The sequence below is a fragment of the Aequorivita iocasae genome (assembly GCF_016757735.1).
Classification (GTDB): Bacteria; Bacteroidota; Bacteroidia; order Flavobacteriales; family Flavobacteriaceae; genus Aequorivita; species Aequorivita iocasae.
This window is the reverse complement of the sequence record NZ_CP068439.1, coordinates 49,420-71,470: the sequence shown is the minus strand read 5'-3', so window position 1 is coordinate 71,470 and position 22,051 is coordinate 49,420. Positions and strand designations below refer to the sequence as shown.

The following is a 22,051-nucleotide window of genomic DNA, read 5'->3' as shown; positions in this document are numbered from 1 at the left end:
ATGCAAAGTACTTCAAAAAACACGTAAAATCCATAGAGAATTCCGTTTAACTTTGAAGCCTAAATATCACTTGCATTAAATGGTTATATTTGAGGAAAATTCTGATAACCGATGAAAACATCGCTCTTGATTTCAACCTATAATTGGCCACAGGCTTTGGAATTGGTACTATTAAGTGCTCAAGTGCAAAGTGAAAAGCCCGATGAAATTTTGATTGCGGATGACGGTTCAACGGAAGAAACAAAAACTTTGATTGATGGATTCAGAAAGAAAACTCCGTATGCAATAAAGCATTTTTGGCACGAAGACAAAGGTTTCAGAAAAGCAATTATTTTGAACAAGGCCATTGCGAAAGCCACCGGCGAATATATTATTCAAATTGACGGCGACTGCATTATGCACCGTGATTTTGTAAAGGACCACAAAGCAATGGCACAGGAAAATGCCTATTTGTACGGCAGCCGGGAAAATATTCAGGAACATTATTTGCCCACTTTATTTAGGGAGAAAAAAATTGCTTTCAGCTTTTTTGCTGAGGGGATAAAAAAGCGTACCCGAAATCTGCGGATTCCACTTTTTAGCAGACTTTATGGAACAAAAAATAGTATTTCAAAAAAAATGCGGGGATGCAATGTTTCCTTTTGGAAGAAAGATGTGGTTGCAGTAAATGGTTATAATGAAGAATTTGAAGGCTGGGGGAGGGAAGATTCCGAACTTATTATTAGGATGATGAACAATGGTGTTTTGGGAAAAAGACTTCGCTATCGGGGCATTGTTTATCATATTTGGCATAAAGTGAAAGACCAAAGCCGCTTTAAGATGAATGATTCCTTACAGGAAAAGGCCATTGCCGAAAAGAGCAAATGGTGTAAAAACGGAATCGAAAAATATTTATAGATTTTTGTCCAGATATTCAGTGATGGCTACAGCTGCGCGCTGCGATGCCGTGGAGCCCTTTTCAAAATAAAAATTCTCTAAATTCATGATTTCCTGAATTTTTCTGTGTTTTTTATCAAAACGTTTTGGAGCCTTTTTTAACGCTTTGGGCAATTTTTCCGCATTATTTACAACCTTGCCACAGTGCCAAAACCTGTAATTTATATCTTTCTTAAACTTTATTTTGTGCGAATTTAGAAAGACACAAGGCCTAGGATTGATGATAAATTCAAAAACCTGGCTGGAAACATCGCCAAGATACATATCTGCCTCATTTACATAAGTCATATCCACACTTTTTTCGCTGCCCAGGTCTATATGGATGTTTTCTGCATTGAAAAATTTTTCTGGAATTCGCGAAGCATCATCACCCCCCAATTTATTGAACAGGTTTATGTGTGGGGCAAAGATGAGGTTGTACTTTTTTGAATTGAAGAAAAACTCAAGAATTTCCAGTCCCATGGAATGCCAAGATGATAGCGCGGGTTCAAAATGGGGGTTGTAAAGAACCGTTGTTCTTTCATTTGAAAAGAGGGGTTTGACATCTTTAAATTTTATCACATCCAATTTTGGGTACCCAGAAATTGTCCAATTTTTTACTAATACTTTTTTTTCTTTTAATTGTTCACTATGAAATTGGCTGTATAAAATTTGAAAATCAAAATCCAATAATTCTTTATTATAGCTATAGCCTCTTCCCGGAGGGCCATGAAATAATTTTATAAATTTGGGTCTTGAATTCTCTCCCCGCGCCCTTAAAAGGTAATGGTGATAATAATCTGAAAAAACAACTGCATCAAAATTAGTGAGAATATAATTTTGATGTTTTTTTATCCAAAAACCCTTTCGGGGCAGCTTTCTATTTTTCAGTTTATCTGTGAAAGCCCGAAAAAGGGAGGTCTGCAATTTTTCTACAATTACATTAGTTCCGTTTAGTTTTTCCAGTGCTTTATGGAGCAGGTCGTGCTTTCCTGGATAGGTAAGAATTTGAACCTCGTTTTGTTTTGAAAGTTCCACGGCTATGCTCACAAAATGATAGATGTGGTGTATTTCATCCAAAAAGATAAATGCTATTTTATGCTTCCTATCCATTTACTAATCAATTTTTCGGTACAAAAGCCACAGGTTTATATATCTTTTAAAAACGGAAAACGCACTAACGTAGGCCAAAATAAAACCTTCCTTTCCGTCCAAAATTCCCAACCGGAATATAAACTGGTTCCAAAACCGGTAAAAAGGCCTGAACAGAAAATGATAATAATTAGGTTTCTTTCCTTTTTTATAAAGCATTTTTGCCTGCAGGGCGCTGTACTGGTGCATTTTTGCAGTATAATCATCAAATGTTTTGTAGGTGTGGTGTGGCAGACTGTTTTTTAAGTTTTCGGTCTTGCCGTCGGCTTCCAAGGTTTCGTGCACCAAATTTGCGTTATACCGGCACTGGTTTTTATTGAAAAAACGAATTATATAATCATTCTGTAAACCACTGTATTTAATGCGCTTTCCCATAAAATAGAAGTCGCGCTTTACAAAATAGGCTATCGCGGAAGGGTTTTTGAATTTTTCCAAAATTTCTTGTGCGAGTGCTGGGGTTACTTCTTCATCCAAATCAAAAAAAGTGACCCAATCGTTTGTGGCTTTTGTAATGGCAAAATTTTTCTGTGCCGAAAAATTATCGAAAGCGCGTTGGTAAACCGTAACTTTTTCGTGTGAGGATGCTAATGGTACGGTGCTGTCATTGCTGAAAGAGTCTACGATTATAATTTCATCCGCAAACCAAAGGCTTTTAATATAAGCTTCAATGTTGTGGGCTTCGTTGAGCGTAATGGCAAGGGCGGTGATTTTAGCAGGGTTTTCCAACAGCGGACAAAGGTTTGTGTAAAAGTAATGATTTTAAGAACTACGTTTATTTATTTTCTTCAAAGCCTTTGTTCAGCAAACGTAATTTTACATAACGTTCAAAAACGCCATAGGCATTTACAGCGGCAACGGTTAGCCCTGGAACACCGTCGCGAAAACCGCCCTTAAGAATAAAGGAACGAAAAAAACGATAGGTGGGTTTAAAAAACAGGTGGAACCAAGTAGTTTTTTTTCCCTTTTCAAACTGTTGCTGGGCTTGAAACCATGCGTATGATTCTTTTTTTGAAATATAATTTTCAAAACCTTTGTAAGTAAAATGAAGCATCTTGTTTTTCAGCTTCCCAATACTTCCCTTACAAATAAGCCTTTCGTGCACGGCTCCCACATATTCCGCGTCTTCACGTTTCACCAGCCGAAGCACATTATCGCTGTGGTGATACAGAAAACGGTTCATGTAATAATGGGGGAAATTTATTTTATAGCCACCATGTTTTGGGTTTTGGAGGGTTTCTTTTATTTCTGCTTCCAAAGAATGGGTTACCCGTTCATCTGCATCCAAAAACAAAACCCAATCGCCGGTGGCTTCTTTAAGCGCGAAATTTTTCTGGTTTGAAAAATTATCGAATTTTCGTTGCAGTAATTTTGTGGCATATTTTTTTGCTATTTCCGTGGTTTTATCGGTACTGTAGGAATCAATCACGATAATTTCATCGGCAAAGGCAACTGAAAAAAGCGCATCTTCAAGATATGCTTCTTCATTAAAAGTGGGTACGATAACAGAAAGACGTGCCATTCCCACAAAATTAGTAAATAACTTTATCTTTGCGTAGATGAAACAATTGGATACTTCCATTATTATTAGCACCTACAATAGCCGCGAATGGCTCGAAAAAGTGTTGTATGGTTATAACAACCAAACCTATAGGCAGTTTGAAGTTGTAATTGCCGATGATGGCTCTGATGATAAAACAAGACAGTTACTCAAAAAACTGGAAGCCGAAGTGTTTTACCCCATTGTTCACGTTTGGCACGAGGACAAAGGTTTCCAAAAATCGCAAATTCTCAATAAAGCCATTCTTCAGTGCAGTACAGATTATATTATTATGAGCGATGGCGACTGTATTCCGCGGAAGGATTTTGTGGAACAGCACGTTAAATACCGTGAAGAAGGCTATTTCCTTTCGGGCGGGTATTTTATGCTGCCGATGGATATTTCAGAACAAATTACCAAAGAAGATATATATTCAGAAAAATGTTTTGATGTTTCGTGGCTTAAAGAGCACGGCTTGCAGGCGTCTTTTAAAAATAATAAACTCTATTCGGGGCCATTAAAAGCATTTCTGCTCAATTCATTTACTCCCACAAACGCAAGTTGGAACGGGCATAATGCATCTGGCTGGAAGAAGGATATACTCGCCATAAATGGTTTTGATGAGCGGATGCAATACGGCGGACAGGACAGGGAGCTGGGGGAGCGATTGATAAATCTGGGCATAAAGAGCAAACAGATACGTTATAATGCAGTAGTACTTCATTTAGACCATCCACGCGGGTATAAAAACCAGGAATCCATTAGTAAAAACCTTACAATACGTAAGCAAACCCGCGACCAAAAAAAGAAATGGACACCCTATGGTATTATAAAGAATATTGGTTCAGCACCGTATGTTTCTGTAATTGTGAGTACCTATAATCAGCCAGAATGGCTTCAAAAATCACTTTGGGGTTTTGAGGAGCAACTGGAAAAAAATTTCGAAATAATTATAGCAGATGATGGTTCTACAGCGGAAACCAAATTTTTGATAGATTCCTTTAGGGAAAATTCACCGTTAAAAATAACACACGTTTGGCAGGAAGACCACGGATTTCAAAAGACCAAAATTCTAAATAAGGCAATTCAAGCTTCAAGGGGAACGTATTTGATTTTTACCGATGGCGACTGCATTCCAAGGAACGATCTGGTCGCTACCCATCTTGGCCTCAGCCGTCCAGGCTGTTTTCTTTCTGCAGGATATTTTAAGCTTTCGATGAAGATTTCAAAGCAGATTACCCGCGAGGATATTGCTGCCCAACGCTGTTTTAACGCAAAATGGCTTTTGAAACACGGCCTTAAAAAAACCTTTAAGTTAAATAAACTTACCTCCTACGGCTTAAAAGAAGATATTCTAAATACATTCACGCCCACAAGTGCCACCTGGGATGGAAACAACGCTTCGGGTTGGAAAAAAGACATTTTGGCGGTAAATGGATTTGACGAGCGGATGCAGTATGGTGGTGAAGACCGCGAAATGGGTGAACGCCTTATGAATTACGGAATAAAACCACTTCAAATTAGATACAGTACCGTAACGCTACATTTGGACCACGAGCGCGGTTATGTGAAAAAAGAAATGTTTGTAAAAAATAAAGCCATTAGAAAAATCACCAAAAAGGAGAAAAGAGTTTGGACCGAGTATGGAATAAAAAAGGAGAAATCCCCAAATTTGGTAGAGGCCTCACAAAGCTTTTCTAAATAGTTGTTTTTTCAAAACCCATTAAGTGATGTGCTAAAAAGGGCTTTAGTTTTGGGAGAATCATTTCTGGAGTTAACTTTAAATAGAGCGAATCTGGATTTGCCTCAATCCTTTTTCTTTCTTCGGGTGTAAAACTGCTGAATAGGTTTGGACTTTCTTCCAAAAGGTGAATGGATTGATGAAATTTTCCATCCTCGAAACTGTTCCAAGCATCTTTGTCAATATACGGGGAATAGATGGTAAATGTGGGCTTTTCAAGGGCTTTTGCAATATGGACGCTTCCTCCCTCATTGCTTACCAAAAGGTTGCATTGGTTCATTAGCACTGCGAAACCGCGGATGGAAGCCGCATAAATATCTAGGTTTATTTGTTCCTTACAGGAGCACATTTCATAAATTTTCATGGCCTCCATTTTTTGTTGCGGCGCATAGTTGAAAAGAATAGTAACATTATATTTTTCGGTAATAAAATCTATGATTTTTGCTATATATTCATACGGCATGGATTTTTGAGGGGTGCTTCCCAGTACGCCGAGCATGATTATAGGGCGCTGTATTGCTACAACATCATTTGAACTTTGTTCTTTTTCGGTTAGAAAGATTTTTGGTTCATAATCTGCATTTTCAAGTTGAAAAACGGACTGTATCAAATTAATCCTATCTTCAATTCCGCGGCCACACGGCAAAGTGGCTTTCTTTTTAAAATTAACGGGGTGCGTGTAGAATGGAAGTTTCAGTTTTTTATGCTCACGCTTAAACCCTATTCTATATTTGGCATTGCTGCCCAGACAGATCATCCTACTTTGAAACTTTGCGTAAGGATCAAAAATTATATCAAATTTTTCACGGCGCATCTCTAAGATGGTTTTGAAAAGATGGGGCAGTTGCTTCAGTTTCTTTTCATCTACGGCAATTATACGGTCAATGTTTGGATTGTTTTCAAGTACACCAACAGTATAATTGTATGCAAAAAATGTGATTTCGCTGTTGGGGAATACTTTTTTGATATTATTGGCAATAACAGAGCTTAACAGCACGTCACCAATTCTTTTATTCTGTATTACTAGTATTTTCTTCATAAAGATTACCTTCGCAAAATACCTTTTTTGGTTTTATCTTTTTTAAAAATGAAAGAGAATTTTGTTATTCACCCAAAATATGCCCAGATAGCTACCAAGCTAAGTGACGCCCTGCATAACTTTTCCAAAAATCAGGATTACGTAACCAAGGGGGAACGAAATGTAATAAAGAAAATAAAAATTGACGGTATTTCATTGAACATTAAAAAGTTTAAAACGCCGAACCGTTTTCAATCCGTAGTTTATCAATTTCTTAGGAAAAGCAAGGCAAAACGCTCTTTTGAATATGCCTCCAAATTAATTGCTTTAGATATAAAAACGCCATTTCCGGTAGGATATCTTGAAAATTTTTCCGGTGGTCTGCGAGAGAGTTTTTACGTAAGCGAACACATAGATTATGATTTTGATTTCAGGGAATTGATCCACAACCCGCGGTTTAAAAAAAGAAATGAAGTACTTAGGCAGTTTACCGAATTTACATTCCAACTTCACGAAAACAATGTGAATTTTCTAGATCATTCCCCTGGAAATACATTAATCGTAGAGCGTCAAAAGGACAAATATGATTTCTATTTGATTGATCTGAACCGCATGCGCTTTGAAAATATGACTTTTGAAAAAAGAATGCACAATTTTAGAAGACTTTGGCTTTCAAAAACAATGGTGAAAATTATCGCGCAACAATATGCAGAACTTTATGGAAAAACCTACGTGGAAACCCACGCATTAATGAGCAAGTACAGTAGGAAATTTCAAAAAGCGAAGAACAGCAAAAAAATCAGAAAGAGGCGGAGAAAATCTTAAACCGCCACTCCGTATTCGCGCAACGCATCATTTAATGAAGTTTTTAAGTTGGTGCTCTGCTTACGTTTTCCAATTATCAATGCGCATGGAACTTGGTATTCCCCAGCAGGAAATTTTTTGGTATAACTTCCGGGAATCACTACGGAACGTTCGGGGACAGAACCTTTGGTCTCCACTGGCGTTTCACCGGTAACATCAATAATTTTCGTGGAAGCCGTAAGCACAACATTGGCACCCAAAACCGCCTCCTTACCAACGCGAACACCTTCTACCACAATACAGCGTGAGCCTATAAAGGCACCATCCTCAATTATTACGGGAGCGGCCTGCAGCGGTTCCAAAACACCGCCAATACCTACGCCGCCACTAAGATGAACACCCTTCCCGATTTGTGCGCAGCTGCCCACCGTGGCCCAAGTATCTACCATTGTGCCTTCATCAACATACGCACCAATATTTACATAACTAGGCATGAGGATTACGCCTTTTGAGATATAAGCTCCGTGGCGCGCAACCGCGTGCGGTACTACGCGAATTCCTTTAGCTTCGTACCCTGATTTTAATGGAATTTTATCGTGATATTCAAAAATCCCTGCTTCCAAAGTGCGCATTTTTTGGATAGGGAAATAGAGTACAATGGCCTTTTTCACCCACTCATTTACTTTCCAACCATCTGCTGTTGGCTCAGCACAGCGTAATTTGCCTTCATCACAAAGATTGACAACTTCGCGAATGGAGACAATGGTTTCGGTTTCAGTGAGTAAGGAACGGTCTTCCCAAGCTTTTTCTATGGTTTGTTGTAGTTCGGTCATGTGAGTAAATTCTTTTTACAAATATAAAACCTCACATTCAATTAAATGCCCATTTATAGCATACTATTTCCGAAACTCTTATTTTTGCAGTCGTTATGGGAAGAATTTTAGCATTGGATTACGGCAGCAAGCGAACGGGCATCGCCATTACGGACGAGTTGCAGTTGATTGCCTCAGGTTTAACAACAGTTGCTACTTCTGATTTGATGGATTTTCTGAAAAAATACATTCACACCGAAAAGGTGGAACTGGTTTTGGTAGGCGAGCCGAAGCAGAAAGATGGAACCCCTTCCACTATTGAAGAACAGATTCAGTTGTTTTTAAAGAAATTTTCAGAAGTATTTCCCGACTTATCTGTGAAGCGCATAGATGAACGGTACACAAGCAAAATGGCTTTTCAAACCATGATTGACAGCGGCTTAAAGAAAAAACAGCGTCAAAACAAAGCGCTTGTTGATGAAATTAGCGCGACAATAATTTTACAGGAATTTTTATATAATAGATAATTTAATGATACTACCGATTGTAGCTTACGGAGATCCCGTATTGAGAAAAGAAACCACAGAAATAACGAAAGATTATCCAAATCTGGAGGAAGTTCTCGAAAACATGTTTGAAACCATGTACGAAGCCCGTGGCATTGGTCTAGCTGCGCCACAGGTAAATCTACCCCTACGTCTTTTTATTGTGGATGCAACCCCCTTTGAGGACGATGAAGATTTAAGTGAAGAAGAACAAAAATTTGTTTCCACCTTTAAGAAAGTTTTCATCAATGCGCGAATTCTTGAGGAATCTGGTGATGAATGGGCTTTTAACGAAGGTTGTTTGAGTATTCCTGATGTGCGCGAGGATGTTTTCCGCAAGCCAAATATCGTGATGGAGTATGAGGATGAAAATTTCAAAAAACACAAAGAATCTTTCAGCGGAATTGTAGCGCGAATCATTCAACATGAATACGATCATATTGAAGGGATTCTCTTTACCGACAAGCTTTCCCCCTTAAAAAAACGATTGATAAAAAGTAAATTGGCAAACATTTCAAAAGGTAAAGTAGGCGTTGATTACCGGATGAAATTCCCCAATGCAAAAAAGAAACGTTAACACGCTTGTTTATATAAACCAAACCAAAGATATTTGCATTCAATAAAACATTTTAAAAGTATTTTATGAGCTTAGAAAAAGTGCTTTCCATTTCAGGTAAACCTGGACTTTATAAATTAAAAACCCAAACCCGTACGGGCTTTCTAGCAGAATCGCTTCTGGACGGAAAAACAATAAACGTAAGCGGTCGCCACAATGTGAGTTTGCTTTCGGAAATTGCCGTTTATACTTTAACAGAAGAAGTTCCACTGCGTGAAGTTTTCAAAAAGATTTCTGAAAAAGAAGGCGGAAAGGAAACCATAAACCATAAAGCTTCAAAAGAGGAGTTGGAAGAGTTTTTCTTCGGCGTCATGCCAGATTATGATGAAGACCGCGTATATGCAAGTGATATCAAGAAAATAGTGCAATGGTACAATATGCTAATCAAAAACGGTATTAACGATTTTTCAGAAGCCAAAGAAGAGACCCAAAAAACTGAAAAGGATTCAAACGATAAACCTAAAGAAGCAAAGAAACTATCCGATAAGAAAGCTGTTGCACAAAAATCAACAACACCGAAAGCTTCTTCTGCCAAGAAAGGCGGGGCCACCAAGAGCGCTGCTTCTCGTAAAACATAGTCCGGAATTTTAAGTTGTATAGTTATAGATTAGTAAACAAATCCCTCAATCCTTCACGGGTTTTGGGATTTTTTATTTTTTTGAAATACAAAATGAATATAATCCTGAATTCGTGGTTAATTTTTCTACTTTTAACCTGAAACCTGAAATCAATATCAAAAATGAACTCCCGAAAAGAACAACTAAAAGCTTTCGATAGATTGCTGTCTATAATGGACGAGCTGCGCCAACAGTGCCCGTGGGATAAAAAGCAAACAATGGAAACACTGCGGCATCTGACCATTGAGGAAACTTATGAATTGGGTGATGCCATTTTGGACAATGATTTACAGGAAGTGAAAAAGGAACTGGGCGATGTGTTGTTGCACATTGTTTTTTATGCAAAAATTGGCAGTGAGACCGATAGTTTTGACATTGCAGATGTGTGCAATGATATTTGTGATAAATTAATTTCCCGCCATCCCCATATCTATGGCGATGTGAATGTTGCCGACGAAGAAGAAGTAAAGCGCAACTGGGAAAACCTAAAGCTAAAAGAAGGTAAAAATAGCGTTTTGGAAGGCGTTCCCAAATCATTGCCAGCTTTAGTTAAAGCTAGCAGGATACAGGATAAGGTGGCTGGAGTAGGTTTTGACTGGGAAGAGCCGCAACAGGTTTTTGAAAAACTGCAGGAAGAACTTGGCGAGCTACAACACGAAGTAAATGAAAACAATCAAGAAAAAATAGAATCGGAGTTTGGTGATGTGTTGTTCTCTATGATAAACTACGCAAGATTCTTAAAGGTGAACCCAGAAAATGCACTGGAACGTACCAATAAAAAGTTTATAAAACGCTTTCAATATTTAGAAGGCAAAGCCAAGGAAATGAACAAATCCCTGAAAGATATGACTTTGGCTGAGATGGATGTTTTTTGGGAAGAAGCCAAGTTACAGTAGTTAGCATTCCGATATATTTTACTTTGAGCGCAGTCAAAAACTAAAAGTCAAATATTAGGTTTAGACTGCGCTCAAAGGGACAAAAATATCACTTTAGTCTTCGCGAACTTCCTTGATTTTCAAAAGTTTTGCTTTCCAAACTTCAAGTTGCTCTTTGTGGCGCGCAATGTTTTTGTGCACTTCCTTTACCAAAGGATTATTTTCATCCACATGGTGGAAAAAACCTAAATTGTTTTCCAGTTGGCGAATTTCATCTTTGGTTTCATCAATCTTTTTTGAAATAAAGAAATGCTCATTCTGCAGCTTCCTCTCATCTTCGCGGTTTACAAGCGTATTCAGTTTATTGTCAAATTTGATAAGTTCGGTTTCTTTTTTGCTTAAGTCTAACTTGCCAAAAAGACCGTCTAAAATTTTATTGAATTTCTGCTCAATATTACGCTTGTTATAAGGCACACGACCTATTTCCTTCCAAGCGGTAATATATTCCTTTATCTTTTTCACATCTACCTTGTGGTCGCCGCTCAATTCAAAAGAAGAAAGTTTTTCAAGCATTTGTTGCTTGGCTTCAAAATGTACCATTTCTTCTTTATTTGCTTCGTTTTTCTGTGCGTGGAGCCGGTCAAAATAATGGTTACAAGCTTTTTTGAACTTTTTCCAGATTTTGTCGCTGTCCTTTCTCGGCACGTGTCCAATGTTTTTCCAATCGTTTTGGATTTTTTTCATTAATGGCGTTGTGGCATCAAAATCTTCGCTGTCTTTATTCTCTTCAGCAATTTTGATAAGGTCACGCTTCTTTTCCAAATTGTGGTATTGTTCCTTTTTTTGATTTTTATAGAAACTGTTTTTCTCATGGTTAAAGTTACCCGTAGCATCTTTGAAAGCCTTCCAGGTTTCTTTGTTGTTGTTCCGTGGTACTCTTCCAGTGTTGAAAAAAGCATCTCTAAGCTCTTGTACTTTCTTAATTGCATTTTGCCAACCTTGGTGGGTTGGTTTGGCCTCTTCGGTGGCTTTCTTTATAGCTTCAATTATTTCTTTCTTCTTTTCAAGATTGGCCTCAAAATCTTTTTCCATTTCTGCCAATTGTGCTTGGCGCTTATCGTGGATTACTTTTGTGGCCTCACTGAATTTATCCCACACTTCATCACGATATTCTTTCGCCACGGGCCCCACATCTTCTTTCCACATTTTGTGAAGCATCTGTAATTCCCTGAAGGCTTTATTGATGTCTTCTTCCTGCCCCAATTCTTCGGCACGGGTAATAAGTTTTAATTTGGCGTCAAGATTGTGCTTAAAATCCAGATCACGGAACTCACGGTTCAAATGCAGAAAATCATAGAAATTCTCAACGTGGTGGTGGTAGGTATTCCAAACGGTATTGTATTTATCGCGCGGAATAGCTCCTGCAACGTGCCATTTTTCCTGAATTTCCTTAAAGTGTTTATAGGTAGTATTTATATTTTCCTCTGCCCCCAAAAGACCTTTAAGCTCTTCTATCAATTCCCAGCGCTTATCTAGATTTGATTGTAGGTCTTTTTTTAGATTTTTATAGTGATTGTTGCGTTTTTCTTTGTAATCAAAATAGAGGGAGTTGAATTCTTTTTTTAGCGGGGTAGTGTAGTGGAAGTCGATTATATTTCCGCCTTCGGCAAGAAACTCTTCCTTTTTATGTTCCAGTTCTTCATTAAATTTACTGTTGAACTCAGACCGAATTTCCTCAACATCGTGTTTTAATTCCTGTATTTTCTTAGTTTTTAAAAGCTTGTCAAGTTCAGCGACCAATTCTTTTTCTGAAAGGGTGCTGTAATCCTTTTGGGCTTTTTCTTCGTGGTCTTCTTCATCTTCCTCATCTTCAGAGGAAGCTATTTCTTCTTCATCTTCTCCATTTTCATCGTCATCGGAAGCTTCAATCTTCTCGTTTGAAGTGGCCTCAATCGTTTCTTTTTGTTTAACTGCTTCTTTTTCGGCGACCATGGCTTCCTCCACAATGTTTTCTTCCACAGCTTTTTTATCAGCAGCACCCTTGCTCTCTGAATTTTCTTCAGAAGTGCTTTTCTCCTGTTGAACTTCTCCAGTTTCAGGCGCAGCTGTATTCTCTTGGGCCGATTCTTCAGGGTTTATAGATGCAGCATTTGTTCCTTCCGTAGCTTCGGTAGCCGGAATTTCTTTTTCGTTTTCTTCCTGAGGCAATTTTTCGTCAGACATTTGTTTCAATGTTAAAGTTCATTTTTCTTGGACGGTCAAGATACTAACAACTGTGCAATTGGCAAAGCACCCAGCGTTTTTTTGAAATTTTTTATATGAAATTTATGAATTCCAGATTGTCCAGGCTTTCACAGCCTGTAGCTCCAGCATAATCAGTCCATTAGTGGTTTTGGCACCTTGCAATTTTCCGCGTTTCAGAAATTCTGTCTCTACGGGATTGTAGATTAAATCGAAAAGCAAATGATTTTCAGTAAGAAACTGATAGGGAAGGGGCGGACAATCAGCAATATTTGGAAACGTGCCCAAAGGCGTGCAGTTGATTATTAACAGGTTGTTTTCAATCACTGTCTTGCTTAAAGCGGAATACTCCAAAATCCTGTTTCCTTTGTTTCGGCTGACAAATTTAAAATCGAATCCTAAATGCTGAAGGGCAAACGCTACTGCTTTTGATGCACCCCCTGTGCCCAAAATTAAAGCCGTTTTTTTTTGAAGTGGCAAAAATGGTTCAAGTGCTTTCTGAAACCCAAAATGGTCGGTGTTGTAGCCAGTGAGTTTTCCATTTTCAGAGAATTTAATTGTATTTACAGCACCAATTTTTTCGGCATCAGAAGCCAAGCTATCTAGAAACGGAATGACTTTTTCCTTATAGGGAATAGTAACGTTTAACCCTTTTAAATTTGGTGTATTGGAAATTATCTCAGGAAATTTTTCGATGGATGGTATATCGAAATTTTCATAGGTAAACGGCAGATTCTCTCTTTTAAATTTTTCAGAAAAGAATTTTTTCGAGAAGGAATAATCAATGTTTTTTCCTATCAATCCAAATTTAGACACGTTGTTTCTTTTTATGGTTATCATACCAGTCTAAGCTAAGTACAATACCGATTCCTATTAATATAAATACAATTGCAAGTATAGTTTCAGAGCTCATTTCGGAAGGAAAAAATCGATTGTAACCTCGTATGATTTCTCTGCCGTTGGCATCAAATTGAATTTGGCCCAGGGCATCCAATTCATATTTTTTTTCTTTCCAAGGCCATACCACCCCGAGCGAACCAGCAATAAAACCAATTATTACGGCATAGGTAGCTTTTTTGAATCTTTTTAAAACGTATGCCAAAAGGTGCGATAGTGAGACCAAGCCTACCAATGAGCCTAACGAAAAAACAGCCAGAACCTTTAAAAGTTCTATACGTTCTGTATCATAAATCCAGCTGAAATCTCCCTGAAAAACATCAGCAAACGTATCAAATAGTGAATTAACTGAATCTACTAAAAGCAGAACATAATTTCCCAAAAGCATGAGTATAAAGGATCCTGAAAGTCCGGGTAAGGTCATCCCCGAAACGCTTATGATGCCGCAGAAAAATACAAAAAGCAGGTTGCTGTTTTCTTTTGCGGGTTCTAAAAAACTAATGGCAATTCCGGCAGCGACCCCGCAGAGCAAATAGCCAACATATTTGCGGTTCCAATCGCCAAAATCCTTTGCAATAAAATAGATGGAACCGATAATCATTCCGAAAAAAGCACTCCACACGAATAGTTCATAATGTTCAATCAAATAATCCAAAAGCTTGGAAACACTGAAATAACTAATGACCATGCCAAGTATCAACAGGCTTAAAAACTGCCCGTTTGTGTATGTGTAAAAACTCTTAAAACGCCCATTAATTAAAAGTTTGAACGCTTTTCTGTTTACTTTTTGAAGCGAATAAATGAATTCTTCATAAAAACCTGCCACAAAAGCTACCACACCCCCGGATACTCCAGGTACCTTATTGGCGGCACCCATCCCAAGTCCTTTTAAGACCAGCCAAGTTTTATCTGAGAAGGAACGGTTTTCGTACACGGAGTTGGCTTATATTGAGTTATTGGTTTTTAAGTTATTTTGACTACTAACTGCTGACTAATTTTCTCCCAGCAATTCTTTCCAAAAGGAAAATCGTTAAAAAACCAATTATTGCAAAGAGAATAGCGTATAAAATCTGTGGGTTGCCGTCATAATTTTGCGGAAGTATGCTTCTTTCAATAAAAGGAACTTGTTCCCCGGCATGATTCATTCTGTATTGCAAAACGTCTTTCCAGGGCCAAATCTTATTTAGAGCGCCAACCATAAAACCTGTAAGCACAGCAAGTATTAAATTTTTGTGATGTTTGAACATCCAGTTTAACGCTCTGGAAAAAACTTTTAAACCAATAACAGCACCAATGGCAAAAATTAAAAGTTTACCTAAGGCGCCCAGAACTAGGGAGCTGTTTAAAGTTGTGATGCCCTCACCCAATTGTGTTACAATGCCTATTACCGTTGTATATGCTCCAAGAAGCAAAAGAATAAATGCGCCTGAAATACCAGGAAGTATCATTGCAATAATTGCTATAAAGCCAGCGAAAAATAGAAACCAGCTACTGTCTGGAGAGCCCACAGGGTCTGCAATGGTTATTAAATAAGACCCCAATGAAGCTACAATCATCGCAAAAATGACAGCCAATCTCCAATGGGTAATTTGTTTGCCTACATACACAATACTGGCAATTACCAATCCGAAGAAAAACGACCAGACCATCACTGGATAAACCTCCAATAGCCAAGTAATCAATTTTGCCAACGAAATAATACTTATTAAAACCCCTGAAAACAGCGCTAAAAGAAATCCAAGGTTGTAGTGCTTCCAAGCCTTTAAAAAACCTTCCTTTTTCCAAATTTTGAAAAAGCCGAGATCCAAATTGTGAATGGTTTCTATCAGCTCTTCATAGATGCCGGAAATAAAGGCAATTGTTCCGCCAGAAACTCCTGGCACTACATCGGCAGCGCCCATGGCGAGTCCTTTTGCGGTTACTGTCAAATACTGAAGAAAATTTCTTTGAGGCATAGGTCTATGTTGCTAAAACCCCAAAAATACAGAAATTAAAGCGAAGGATTTTTGTGTTGCTTGATTATTTCCACCACGGTATCCATTTGATAAACTTGAGGAAAAAGTTCTTCAATTATCATCAAATAATCAGGTTCAGATTTTAGTGCGTTTTTAAGGTGAAATGTGCCTTTGTCATTTTCGCTTTGTGTGAAATATAAGCCCGAAAGACGGTACTCTATCTCAGCATGCTCAGGATAAAATTCCAAGGCTTGGTTGAAGTTGTTTATTGCAGCCTCAAATTCACCAAGATTTATTAGAATGTCACCGCGAGTCAGCCAAGATTCAATTTCGTAATTGCCCAATTCCAAAGCTTTCCGAAAACCTATCTCTGCTTCCTCAAAATGGTTTAGCTTATTATTTATTTTTGCGTAGCGCTTCCAATAGAGCACATTTTCGCTGTCAATATTGATAGCTTTTTCTATATAATAAAGGGCTTTCTGAAATTGCTTGCTTTTTGTGTAGAAATCTGTGATAGCTATCCAGCCTTTGTCAAGTAAAGAATCCTCTTCCACACACTTTGAGTAAAAATGGATTGCCATTTCGGCGTTGCCAAGCTTTTCGTAACATTTTCCTATTCGCAATAATGCATAAGAAGTTGGATCGTCCAACCCTAAGGTTATGGAGTAGCTTTCGATTGCTTCCTCGTATTTTTTTAGTTTTTCCAGTACCTTTCCTTTTTCAAGATATGCGCCAATAAAGCGGTCATCGCTTATTATTGCGAAGTCAAAGGCAGCCAGTGCCTTTTTGTAATCTTTAAGTTCATAATACTGTTTGCCCACTTGGTGCCAAGCAACTTCGCAATAGGGGTTTTTGTTCAGAAAATCGTTTAAATAATCAATTGCTGCTTCGTATTCTTCCAAATATTCAAAGCAGTATATAATATTGTAAAGTGCGGAATAATCTTCTTCGTCCTCTTCCAAACATCTCATAAAGTAATGTTTGGCATTTTCATAATCTTCAAGAAATAAATACTCCATTCCAAGCAATGAAAGCACATCGGCCTCATCGGCGGTTATTTCTAATGCCTTTTCCAAAAGTGAAATTGCCTCTTTGTGCATATCGCGACGAGAGAAAATATTTGCTTTTTGAATATAAATTTCCTCATTGCTTTGTTCCAATTGGTACAACTCGTCCAAAAGTTCATCGGCGATGTCCAGTTGGTTTTCAAAAATGTACATTTCTATTTGGAAAAGCTTCAGGTTTGTAGAGGAAGGATGTTGTTCCAGTCCCAACTTGGTCGCTTTCTTAGCGAGTGCAATCTTTCCGTTTTCAAGGTAGTGGTGCACTATTTCTTCAAATTCCTCTGAGTCGAAAAATAGAACGCTGTTGGTTTTCAGCATAGATTCAAATTTTTCTAGCGAGAAGTTGTTATGCTCGTTTGAACTTAATTGCATACGCACGGTTTAACGGTTTCTTCTATTTTAAAGATAATAATGTAATGACAAGTTCAATAGTTATGCCGTGTTTATTGTTAACGAACTTATCAACAGAAAGATAATACATAAAACCCTATAAATAAAGGGGTTGGTGCAAATTGATTAATTTTGACTTGATTTGACTCGATTTAATGCGATTTGAATCAATTTGCATCCTTCTGCAATTTCGTCATTGCTGATTGTCAGTGGCGGCGTAATGCGGATGGCACGACCTTCAAAAAGCAGCCAAAAAAGTACCAGTCCCAATTCTTTGCAGGCTAGGATTACTTCGGTAGCAATTTCTGGGGTTTCCACCATTGCCGCAAGCATCAGTCCCCGACCGCGTACTTCCTTTATTAGTGGATGTTCTAGTAATTTTCTGAAAAGTTTTTCCTTCTGAAATGTTTGCTCAATAATATCAGTTTCTGTCAATTCCTGAAGGGTTGCTAAAGCGGCAGCTGCAATCACGGGATTTCCGCCAAAAGTGGTAATATGTCCAAGCTTTGGGTTGTCCTGAAGCAGCGCCATAACTTCGTGGGAAGCGGTAAACGCGCCAATTGGCATTCCGCCGCCCATTCCTTTTCCCATCACCAAAATATCTGGCACGATGCCGAAATGTTCAAATGCAAAGAGCTTCCCAGTTCTTCCAAATCCTGGTTGTATTTCGTCTAAAATTAATAGCGTTCCAGATTCATCACAACGTTGGCGGACTTTTTTAAGATAATCATTCTCAGGGTGAATGAAGCCCGCACCACCTTGAATCGTTTCCAAAATTATAGCCGCAGTTTCCGAAGTTATCTTTTGAAGATCTGCTTCGCTATTAAAATTCACGGGAAAGCAATCCGGCACTAGCGGTTTGAAAGCGTTTTTGCGCTCTTCATAGCCCATCACACTCATAGAGCCCATGGTGTTGCCGTGGTATGCGTTATTTGCATACAGAATTTGCGTTCTTCCCGTTGCGCGTCGGGCCAGTTTTAAGGCGCCTTCAATGGCTTCGGTGCCGCTGTTTACTAAATAAGTTGTGTTTAAGCTTTTGGGAAGATTTTCTGAAAGCAATTTTGCAAGTTCCACAGCAGATTCTTGAATATATTCGCCATAAACCATTACGTGCAAATATTTCTCAACCTGATCTTTTATTGCGGAAACCACGCGCGGATGGCAATGTCCAAGGGTGCATGCAGAAACTCCCGCCACAAAATCCAAGTGTTTTTTACCAGAAGTGTCATAAATATAACTTCCTTTAGCATGCGATATTTCCAACGCTAACGGATGCGAAGTTGTTTGCGCTTGGTATTTAAAAAAATCTTCTATCATTAGTTTCCCTGTTGAATGGAATCGTTCATTTTCTGCTGAATTGAGTCCCGTTTCGCCTCGCTTTCCAAAGTTTCGGGTTTGGGATCGTCTGGCCGGTTTTGTAAATCTTTCGGGGAAAGTTTGGACTCTTCGGGAAGTTCAATTTCGTCTTCGGGAATATCCTCAAAAAATTCTCCTTCATTCTTGGGTAGTGGAATTCCGGTTATTTTAGGAAGCACCGGTGCCGGTTTTCCTTTGAATAGATCTTCCACTGAATATAACCGTTCATCGCCCCGCCATTGAAACCCTGGGAGAATTCTAGCGTTTTCAGGCAACATTGAGGGAGGATATACTTTTCCATCAGCCTTTTTAATAAACCGGATTCCGGTAATCTGCTGTTCTTCCAAGTACATTTGAATGGAACTTGAAACCGTATTGTTTATGCCTACCAACTTCTCATTATCATCTCGTGAATAATAAATTACCTGTGCATTTTTATTGATGTTTACCGTGTCCAATTCATTATTTGTAAAAAGTCCGATAAGCCGTTCGCCCTTGACTTGGTTGAAGCCCATGCTGTCTTTTTGAACAAGGAATGCATGATTGAATACTTTAAGCGTATCCAGTTTGTCTGTAATCGTGTCTGAAAGAATGTGAATGGTATCGCCAATCATTTGGTTCTCGCCGCTCCACAAAACAGGGTTTCGCAATAATTTTGTAATTCCCCTTTTTTCGTTGACGTAGATACTGTCACATTTTCCACTGGTAGGATCGTCGCCAACTTTTCCGGGTTTAAAAAGCCGGGCGCGATAAAATCCTTTTACAATTCTATTCTCAGGTTTTCCGGTTACCCGCAAGGTGTCTGCGTGCACATAAATAGAATCGCCATCGCGAACAGTGATTGCCACAGCTCTTTTCGTAATAAAAACCGAATCCTTTTCGCGGAAAACTTCTGCATAATGTCCGCGGATAACACTTTTATTGATGGTGTCCAAAACGCGAATATTGTTGGTGGCAGAGGCAAAACTTTTATTTCGGTCAAAATAGATACTATCGCCGTAAAGCGTGCGGTTTTCGTAATCTACTTTTGAATTTTTTACGAAATATCCAGTATCGCCGCGGGTATCGTAATAACCACGTTCACAGTATACCGTACTGGTTTCACTTACAATCGTGGAAGGGCCGTAGAGGTATGCATCTCCCGTCTCTGAAAAAAAATCGAGTTGGTTGCTATTAACGGTATATTTTGGGTTTACAATTTTTACATTTTGAAGAAATTGATACTTTTTGCTTTCGGCGAAATACCTTCCAGTACGGCTTGTTAAGACGCTGGAAGTGTCCTGCACTGTGCCGTCAGTCCTGTAATAGGCCTGTTGTTTTATCCTGTCGAAATAAAGAGTGTCTGTTTTAAGGGTGGTTTTTGGCTCTGTTAAAACTACATCGCCGCTTGCAAATGCAAATTGGGTGTTGCCGTTATATTCAGCGTATTTGCTGTTCATCGAGACGGTGTCGCCTTGCGTAATCCGTACATCGCCATAGGCTTTGACGAAATTATTTTTTAGATAAACAAAAGCTTGGTCACACCACATTTCCACGCCTTCGTGAACAATGTAAACTTGTCCGGTTTCGTCTTTGGTGTAAATGGCGGCATCAGGAAATTCGGGTCGTAATTCAAGGTAACCGGATTGTATGTCAACCTTTTGCTTTTCTTGCGCGGAAAGATTTATTCCGAAGAAAAAAAGCAACATGAAAAATATAGAGGATGATATTTTCAAAAAAGAATTATTTTTCATTAGCAACGAAAATATCAACAAAAAATTTGATTACCGATGGATGGTTTGTTTTCTGTCTGGTCCTACGGAAACAATTTTAATAGGAACTTCCAGTTCCTTTTCCAAGAAATCGATATAATCATTCAAGGCTTGAGGCATTTGTGAAGCTTCAGTCATTTTGGTTAAATCTGCCTGCCAGCCTTTCATTTCTGTATAAACGGGCGTTACATTTTCGGCTTCAATATTATAAGGAAAATGATGGATTGTTTTTCCTTTATAATTATAGGCGGTACACACTTTAAGTGTTTCAAAACCACTTAAAACGTCGCCTTTCATCATAATCAATTGGGTAACTCCATTCACTTGAACTGCATAGCGAAGTGCTACCAAGTCCAGCCAGCCGCAACGGCGCGGACGGCCTGTGGTTGCACCAAATTCATTACCCACACGACCCATGGTCTCGCCAGCTTCGTCAAAAAGCTCGGTAGGGAAGGGGCCGCTGCCCACTCTGGTGGTGTAGGCTTTAAATATTCCGAAAACTTCCTTGATTTTTCCGGGAGCCACGCCCAAACCGGTACATGCTCCCGCAGCCGTAGTGTTTGATGAGGTTACAAACGGATATGTTCCAAAATCTATATCCAGCAAAGAACCCTGCGCGCCTTCGGCAAGAATGGTTTTTCCGTCTTGCTGGGCTTGGTGTAAGTATTCCTCACTATCAATAAAAGAAAGGGATTTTAATACTTCAACCGCTTTAAAAAATTCCGCTTCAAGGTCTGCCAAATCGTACTGTACATCCACATTGTAAAAATCAATCATTGCTTCGTGCTTATCTGCCAAAGCGCGGTATTTTTCCTGCCAGTTGTCCAATTCCAAATCGCCGACGCGAATACCATTGCGACCTGTTTTATCCATATAAGTTGGGCCAATGCCCTTAAGGGTTGAACCAATTTTTGCTTTACCCTTAGAAGCTTCGGAAGCAGCATCAAGCAAGCGGTGTGTTGGTAAGATAAGATGCGCCTTACGTGAAATTAATAAGCTTTTTTTAAGATCTAGGTTGAATTTTACAAGGTTGTCTAATTCTCTTTTGAAAATTACGGGATCAATAACAACCCCGTTACCCACTAAATTAATGGTTCCGTCATGAAAAATTCCACTGGGAATAGTATGAAGCACATGCTTGTGGCCGTCAAATTCCAAGGTATGGCCCGCGTTTGGCCCGCCTTGAAAACGTGCGATTATATCATAGTTTTTTGTTAGGACATCGACAATTTTTCCTTTGCCTTCGTCGCCCCATTGCAATCCAAGTAGTAAGTCTACTGCCATAATTTTTATTGATTGTTCCCGTCATCGTTTGTGGCGGGTGTTTTTTTATTTCCGTAGAAATAAAGTGAATGGTTGGTTATTTCTATATTAAAAACCTCTTCGATGGTTTTTTTGATACTGTGTATTCTTGGGTCGCAAAACTCTATCACCTCTCCGTTTGAAAGAATAACGTGGTCGTGGTTGCGATCAAAGTATGATTTTTCGTAATGCGCCTGATTCTGGCCAAACTGGTGTTTGCGTACCAAACCGCACTCCAAAAGCAATTCAATGGTATTATAAAGCGTGGCACGGCTTACGCGGTAATTTTTATTCTTCATATTTATGTATAGCGACTCTATATCAAAATGGTCGTCGTGATCATAAATTTCCTGGAGAATGGCATAGCGTTCCGGCGTTTTACGGTGTCCTTTTTCTTCAAGAAAACCTGTGAAAACGTTCTTTACAATAGCTTGATTGTTTATATCTGTTTTTGAACTCATAA

At 38.8% G+C, this 22,051-nt stretch carries 21 protein-coding genes and 1 pseudogene; 8 read left to right on the top strand and 14 right to left on the bottom strand.

The window, feature by feature from the left end:
* Window positions 1-111: 111 nt before the first annotated feature.
* Window positions 112-897, top strand: coding sequence for a glycosyltransferase family 2 protein (locus JK629_RS00330; protein WP_202336599.1), 786 nt, complete (start codon window positions 112-114; stop codon window positions 895-897).
* Here JK629_RS00330 and JK629_RS00325 read toward each other — a convergent pair.
* Genes JK629_RS00325 through JK629_RS00315 form a run of 3 tightly spaced genes read right to left on the bottom strand, consistent with a single transcriptional unit; the run spans window position 892 to window position 3,586 of the window.
* On the bottom strand, window positions 892-2,028 hold the full coding sequence (locus JK629_RS00325; RefSeq protein ID WP_202336598.1) for a CDP-glycerol glycerophosphotransferase family protein: 1,137 nt from the start codon (window positions 2,026-2,028) through the stop codon (window positions 892-894). The genes JK629_RS00330 and JK629_RS00325 overlap by 6 nt on opposite strands.
* A 3-nt stretch (window positions 2,029-2,031) precedes the next feature.
* On the bottom strand, window positions 2,032-2,793 hold the full coding sequence (locus JK629_RS00320) for a glycosyltransferase family 2 protein (RefSeq protein WP_202336595.1): 762 nt from the start codon (window positions 2,791-2,793) through the stop codon (window positions 2,032-2,034).
* Between the two features lie 46 nt (window positions 2,794-2,839).
* Entirely contained in the window at window positions 2,840-3,586 is a 747-nt protein-coding gene (locus JK629_RS00315) for a glycosyltransferase family 2 protein (RefSeq protein ID WP_202336594.1), read from the bottom strand.
* A gap of 37 nt (window positions 3,587-3,623) precedes the next feature.
* Here JK629_RS00315 and JK629_RS15435 point away from each other — a divergent pair.
* Window positions 3,624-4,439, top strand: a pseudogene (locus JK629_RS15435) (glycosyltransferase family 2 protein); the annotation flags it as partial.
* A gap of 33 nt (window positions 4,440-4,472) precedes the next feature.
* Window positions 4,473-5,309: a glycosyltransferase family 2 protein gene (locus tag JK629_RS15430; RefSeq protein WP_317193699.1), complete on the top strand. Its 837-nt coding sequence runs from the start codon at window positions 4,473-4,475 to the stop codon at window positions 5,307-5,309.
* On the opposite strand, the gene JK629_RS00305 is transcribed toward JK629_RS15430, so the two are convergent.
* On the bottom strand, window positions 5,302-6,384 hold the full coding sequence (locus JK629_RS00305; RefSeq protein ID WP_202336591.1) for a glycosyltransferase family 9 protein: 1,083 nt from the start codon (window positions 6,382-6,384) through the stop codon (window positions 5,302-5,304). The genes JK629_RS15430 and JK629_RS00305 overlap by 8 nt on opposite strands.
* Before the next feature lie 48 nt (window positions 6,385-6,432).
* On the opposite strand from JK629_RS00305, the gene JK629_RS00300 reads away from it, so the two are divergent.
* Window positions 6,433-7,188, top strand: coding sequence for a lipopolysaccharide kinase InaA family protein (locus JK629_RS00300; RefSeq protein WP_202336590.1), 756 nt, complete (start codon window positions 6,433-6,435; stop codon window positions 7,186-7,188).
* Here the strand turns inward: JK629_RS00300 and JK629_RS00295 are convergent.
* Window positions 7,185-8,000 (bottom strand): 2,3,4,5-tetrahydropyridine-2,6-dicarboxylate N-succinyltransferase, encoded by an 816-nt coding sequence (locus JK629_RS00295; RefSeq protein ID WP_202336589.1) that lies wholly within the window; start codon window positions 7,998-8,000, stop codon window positions 7,185-7,187. The two genes, JK629_RS00300 and JK629_RS00295, sit on opposite strands and share 4 nt — an antisense overlap.
* Before the next feature lie 95 nt (window positions 8,001-8,095).
* Between JK629_RS00295 and ruvX the strand changes: the two genes are divergently transcribed.
* From ruvX to mazG, 4 genes are all read left to right on the top strand, one after another.
* Entirely contained in the window at window positions 8,096-8,506 is a 411-nt protein-coding gene (gene ruvX, locus JK629_RS00290; RefSeq protein WP_202336588.1) for a Holliday junction resolvase RuvX, read from the top strand.
* Window positions 8,507-8,510: 4 nt separating this feature from the next.
* Window positions 8,511-9,101 carry a peptide deformylase gene (gene def / locus JK629_RS00285; protein ID WP_202336587.1) on the top strand — a complete coding sequence of 197 codons (591 nt, stop codon included), beginning with the start codon at window positions 8,511-8,513 and terminating at the stop codon, window positions 9,099-9,101.
* Window positions 9,102-9,166: 65 nt separating this feature from the next.
* Entirely contained in the window at window positions 9,167-9,718 is a 552-nt protein-coding gene (locus JK629_RS00280) for a DUF5606 family protein (protein ID WP_202336585.1), read from the top strand.
* A gap of 161 nt (window positions 9,719-9,879) precedes the next feature.
* Window positions 9,880-10,653, top strand: a complete 774-nt coding sequence (gene mazG, locus JK629_RS00275; RefSeq protein ID WP_202336583.1) for a nucleoside triphosphate pyrophosphohydrolase — start codon at window positions 9,880-9,882, stop codon at window positions 10,651-10,653.
* Between the two features lie 93 nt (window positions 10,654-10,746).
* On the opposite strand, the gene JK629_RS00270 is transcribed toward mazG, so the two are convergent.
* From JK629_RS00270 to JK629_RS00230, 9 genes are all read right to left on the bottom strand, one after another.
* On the bottom strand, window positions 10,747-12,855 hold the full coding sequence (locus JK629_RS00270) for a DUF349 domain-containing protein (protein WP_202336576.1): 2,109 nt from the start codon (window positions 12,853-12,855) through the stop codon (window positions 10,747-10,749).
* Window positions 12,856-12,957: 102 nt separating this feature from the next.
* Window positions 12,958-13,713, bottom strand: a complete 756-nt coding sequence (locus JK629_RS00265) for a shikimate dehydrogenase family protein (protein WP_202336574.1) — start codon at window positions 13,711-13,713, stop codon at window positions 12,958-12,960.
* The gene (locus JK629_RS00260; protein ID WP_202336573.1) at window positions 13,682-14,704 is read right to left on the bottom strand and encodes a DUF368 domain-containing protein; all 1,023 of its coding nucleotides are present in this window, start codon (window positions 14,702-14,704) and stop codon (window positions 13,682-13,684) included. Before JK629_RS00260 ends, JK629_RS00265 begins: the two co-directional genes overlap by 32 nt.
* A gap of 46 nt (window positions 14,705-14,750) precedes the next feature.
* Entirely contained in the window at window positions 14,751-15,725 is a 975-nt protein-coding gene (locus JK629_RS00255) for a DUF368 domain-containing protein (RefSeq protein ID WP_202336572.1), read from the bottom strand.
* A 35-nt stretch (window positions 15,726-15,760) separates the two neighbouring features.
* Window positions 15,761-17,161, bottom strand: coding sequence for a tetratricopeptide repeat protein (locus tag JK629_RS00250; RefSeq protein ID WP_202336571.1), 1,401 nt, complete (start codon window positions 17,159-17,161; stop codon window positions 15,761-15,763).
* Window positions 17,162-17,305: 144 nt separating this feature from the next.
* On the bottom strand, window positions 17,306-18,496 hold the full coding sequence (locus tag JK629_RS00245) for an aspartate aminotransferase family protein (RefSeq protein ID WP_202336569.1): 1,191 nt from the start codon (window positions 18,494-18,496) through the stop codon (window positions 17,306-17,308).
* Window positions 18,496-20,223 (bottom strand): OstA-like protein, encoded by a 1,728-nt coding sequence (locus JK629_RS00240; RefSeq protein WP_202337949.1) that lies wholly within the window; start codon window positions 20,221-20,223, stop codon window positions 18,496-18,498. Before JK629_RS00240 ends, JK629_RS00245 begins: the two co-directional genes overlap by 1 nt.
* Window positions 20,224-20,298: 75 nt before the next feature.
* Window positions 20,299-21,570 carry an adenylosuccinate synthase gene (locus JK629_RS00235; RefSeq protein ID WP_202336564.1) on the bottom strand — a complete coding sequence of 424 codons (1,272 nt, stop codon included), beginning with the start codon at window positions 21,568-21,570 and terminating at the stop codon, window positions 20,299-20,301.
* 5 nt (window positions 21,571-21,575) lie between these two features.
* Window positions 21,576-22,049 (bottom strand): Fur family transcriptional regulator, encoded by a 474-nt coding sequence (locus JK629_RS00230; protein ID WP_202336562.1) that lies wholly within the window; start codon window positions 22,047-22,049, stop codon window positions 21,576-21,578.
* Between the last annotated feature and the right edge of the window lie 2 nt (window positions 22,050-22,051).

Excerpts from the sequence above, each read along its gene's own strand:
- JK629_RS00245 (WP_202336569.1), bottom strand. The coding sequence starts at position 18,496 with ATGATAGAAGATTTTTTTAAATACCAAGCGCAAACAACTTCGCATCCG.
- JK629_RS00240 (WP_202337949.1), bottom strand. The coding sequence starts at position 20,223 with ATGTTGCTTTTTTTCTTCGGAATAAATCTTTCCGCGCAAGAAAAGCAA.
- JK629_RS00315 (WP_202336594.1), bottom strand. The coding sequence starts at position 3,586 with ATGGCACGTCTTTCTGTTATCGTACCCACTTTTAATGAAGAAGCATAT.
- ruvX (WP_202336588.1), top strand. The coding sequence starts at position 8,096 with ATGGGAAGAATTTTAGCATTGGATTACGGCAGCAAGCGAACGGGCATC.
- JK629_RS00280 (WP_202336585.1), top strand. The coding sequence starts at position 9,167 with ATGAGCTTAGAAAAAGTGCTTTCCATTTCAGGTAAACCTGGACTTTAT.
- JK629_RS00235 (WP_202336564.1), bottom strand. The coding sequence starts at position 21,570 with ATGGCAGTAGACTTACTACTTGGATTGCAATGGGGCGACGAAGGCAAA.
- JK629_RS00250 (WP_202336571.1), bottom strand. The coding sequence starts at position 17,161 with ATGCAATTAAGTTCAAACGAGCATAACAACTTCTCGCTAGAAAAATTT.
- def (WP_202336587.1), top strand. The coding sequence starts at position 8,511 with ATGATACTACCGATTGTAGCTTACGGAGATCCCGTATTGAGAAAAGAA.
- JK629_RS00265 (WP_202336574.1), bottom strand. The coding sequence starts at position 13,713 with ATGATAACCATAAAAAGAAACAACGTGTCTAAATTTGGATTGATAGGA.
- JK629_RS00300 (WP_202336590.1), top strand. The coding sequence starts at position 6,433 with ATGAAAGAGAATTTTGTTATTCACCCAAAATATGCCCAGATAGCTACC.
- JK629_RS00255 (WP_202336572.1), bottom strand. The coding sequence starts at position 15,725 with ATGCCTCAAAGAAATTTTCTTCAGTATTTGACAGTAACCGCAAAAGGA.
- JK629_RS00325 (WP_202336598.1), bottom strand. The coding sequence starts at position 2,028 with ATGGATAGGAAGCATAAAATAGCATTTATCTTTTTGGATGAAATACAC.
- mazG (WP_202336583.1), top strand. The coding sequence starts at position 9,880 with ATGAACTCCCGAAAAGAACAACTAAAAGCTTTCGATAGATTGCTGTCT.
- JK629_RS00230 (WP_202336562.1), bottom strand. The coding sequence starts at position 22,049 with ATGAGTTCAAAAACAGATATAAACAATCAAGCTATTGTAAAGAACGTT.
- JK629_RS00270 (WP_202336576.1), bottom strand. The coding sequence starts at position 12,855 with ATGTCTGACGAAAAATTGCCTCAGGAAGAAAACGAAAAAGAAATTCCG.
- JK629_RS00330 (WP_202336599.1), top strand. The coding sequence starts at position 112 with ATGAAAACATCGCTCTTGATTTCAACCTATAATTGGCCACAGGCTTTG.
- JK629_RS00295 (WP_202336589.1), bottom strand. The coding sequence starts at position 8,000 with ATGACCGAACTACAACAAACCATAGAAAAAGCTTGGGAAGACCGTTCC.
- JK629_RS00305 (WP_202336591.1), bottom strand. The coding sequence starts at position 6,384 with ATGAAGAAAATACTAGTAATACAGAATAAAAGAATTGGTGACGTGCTG.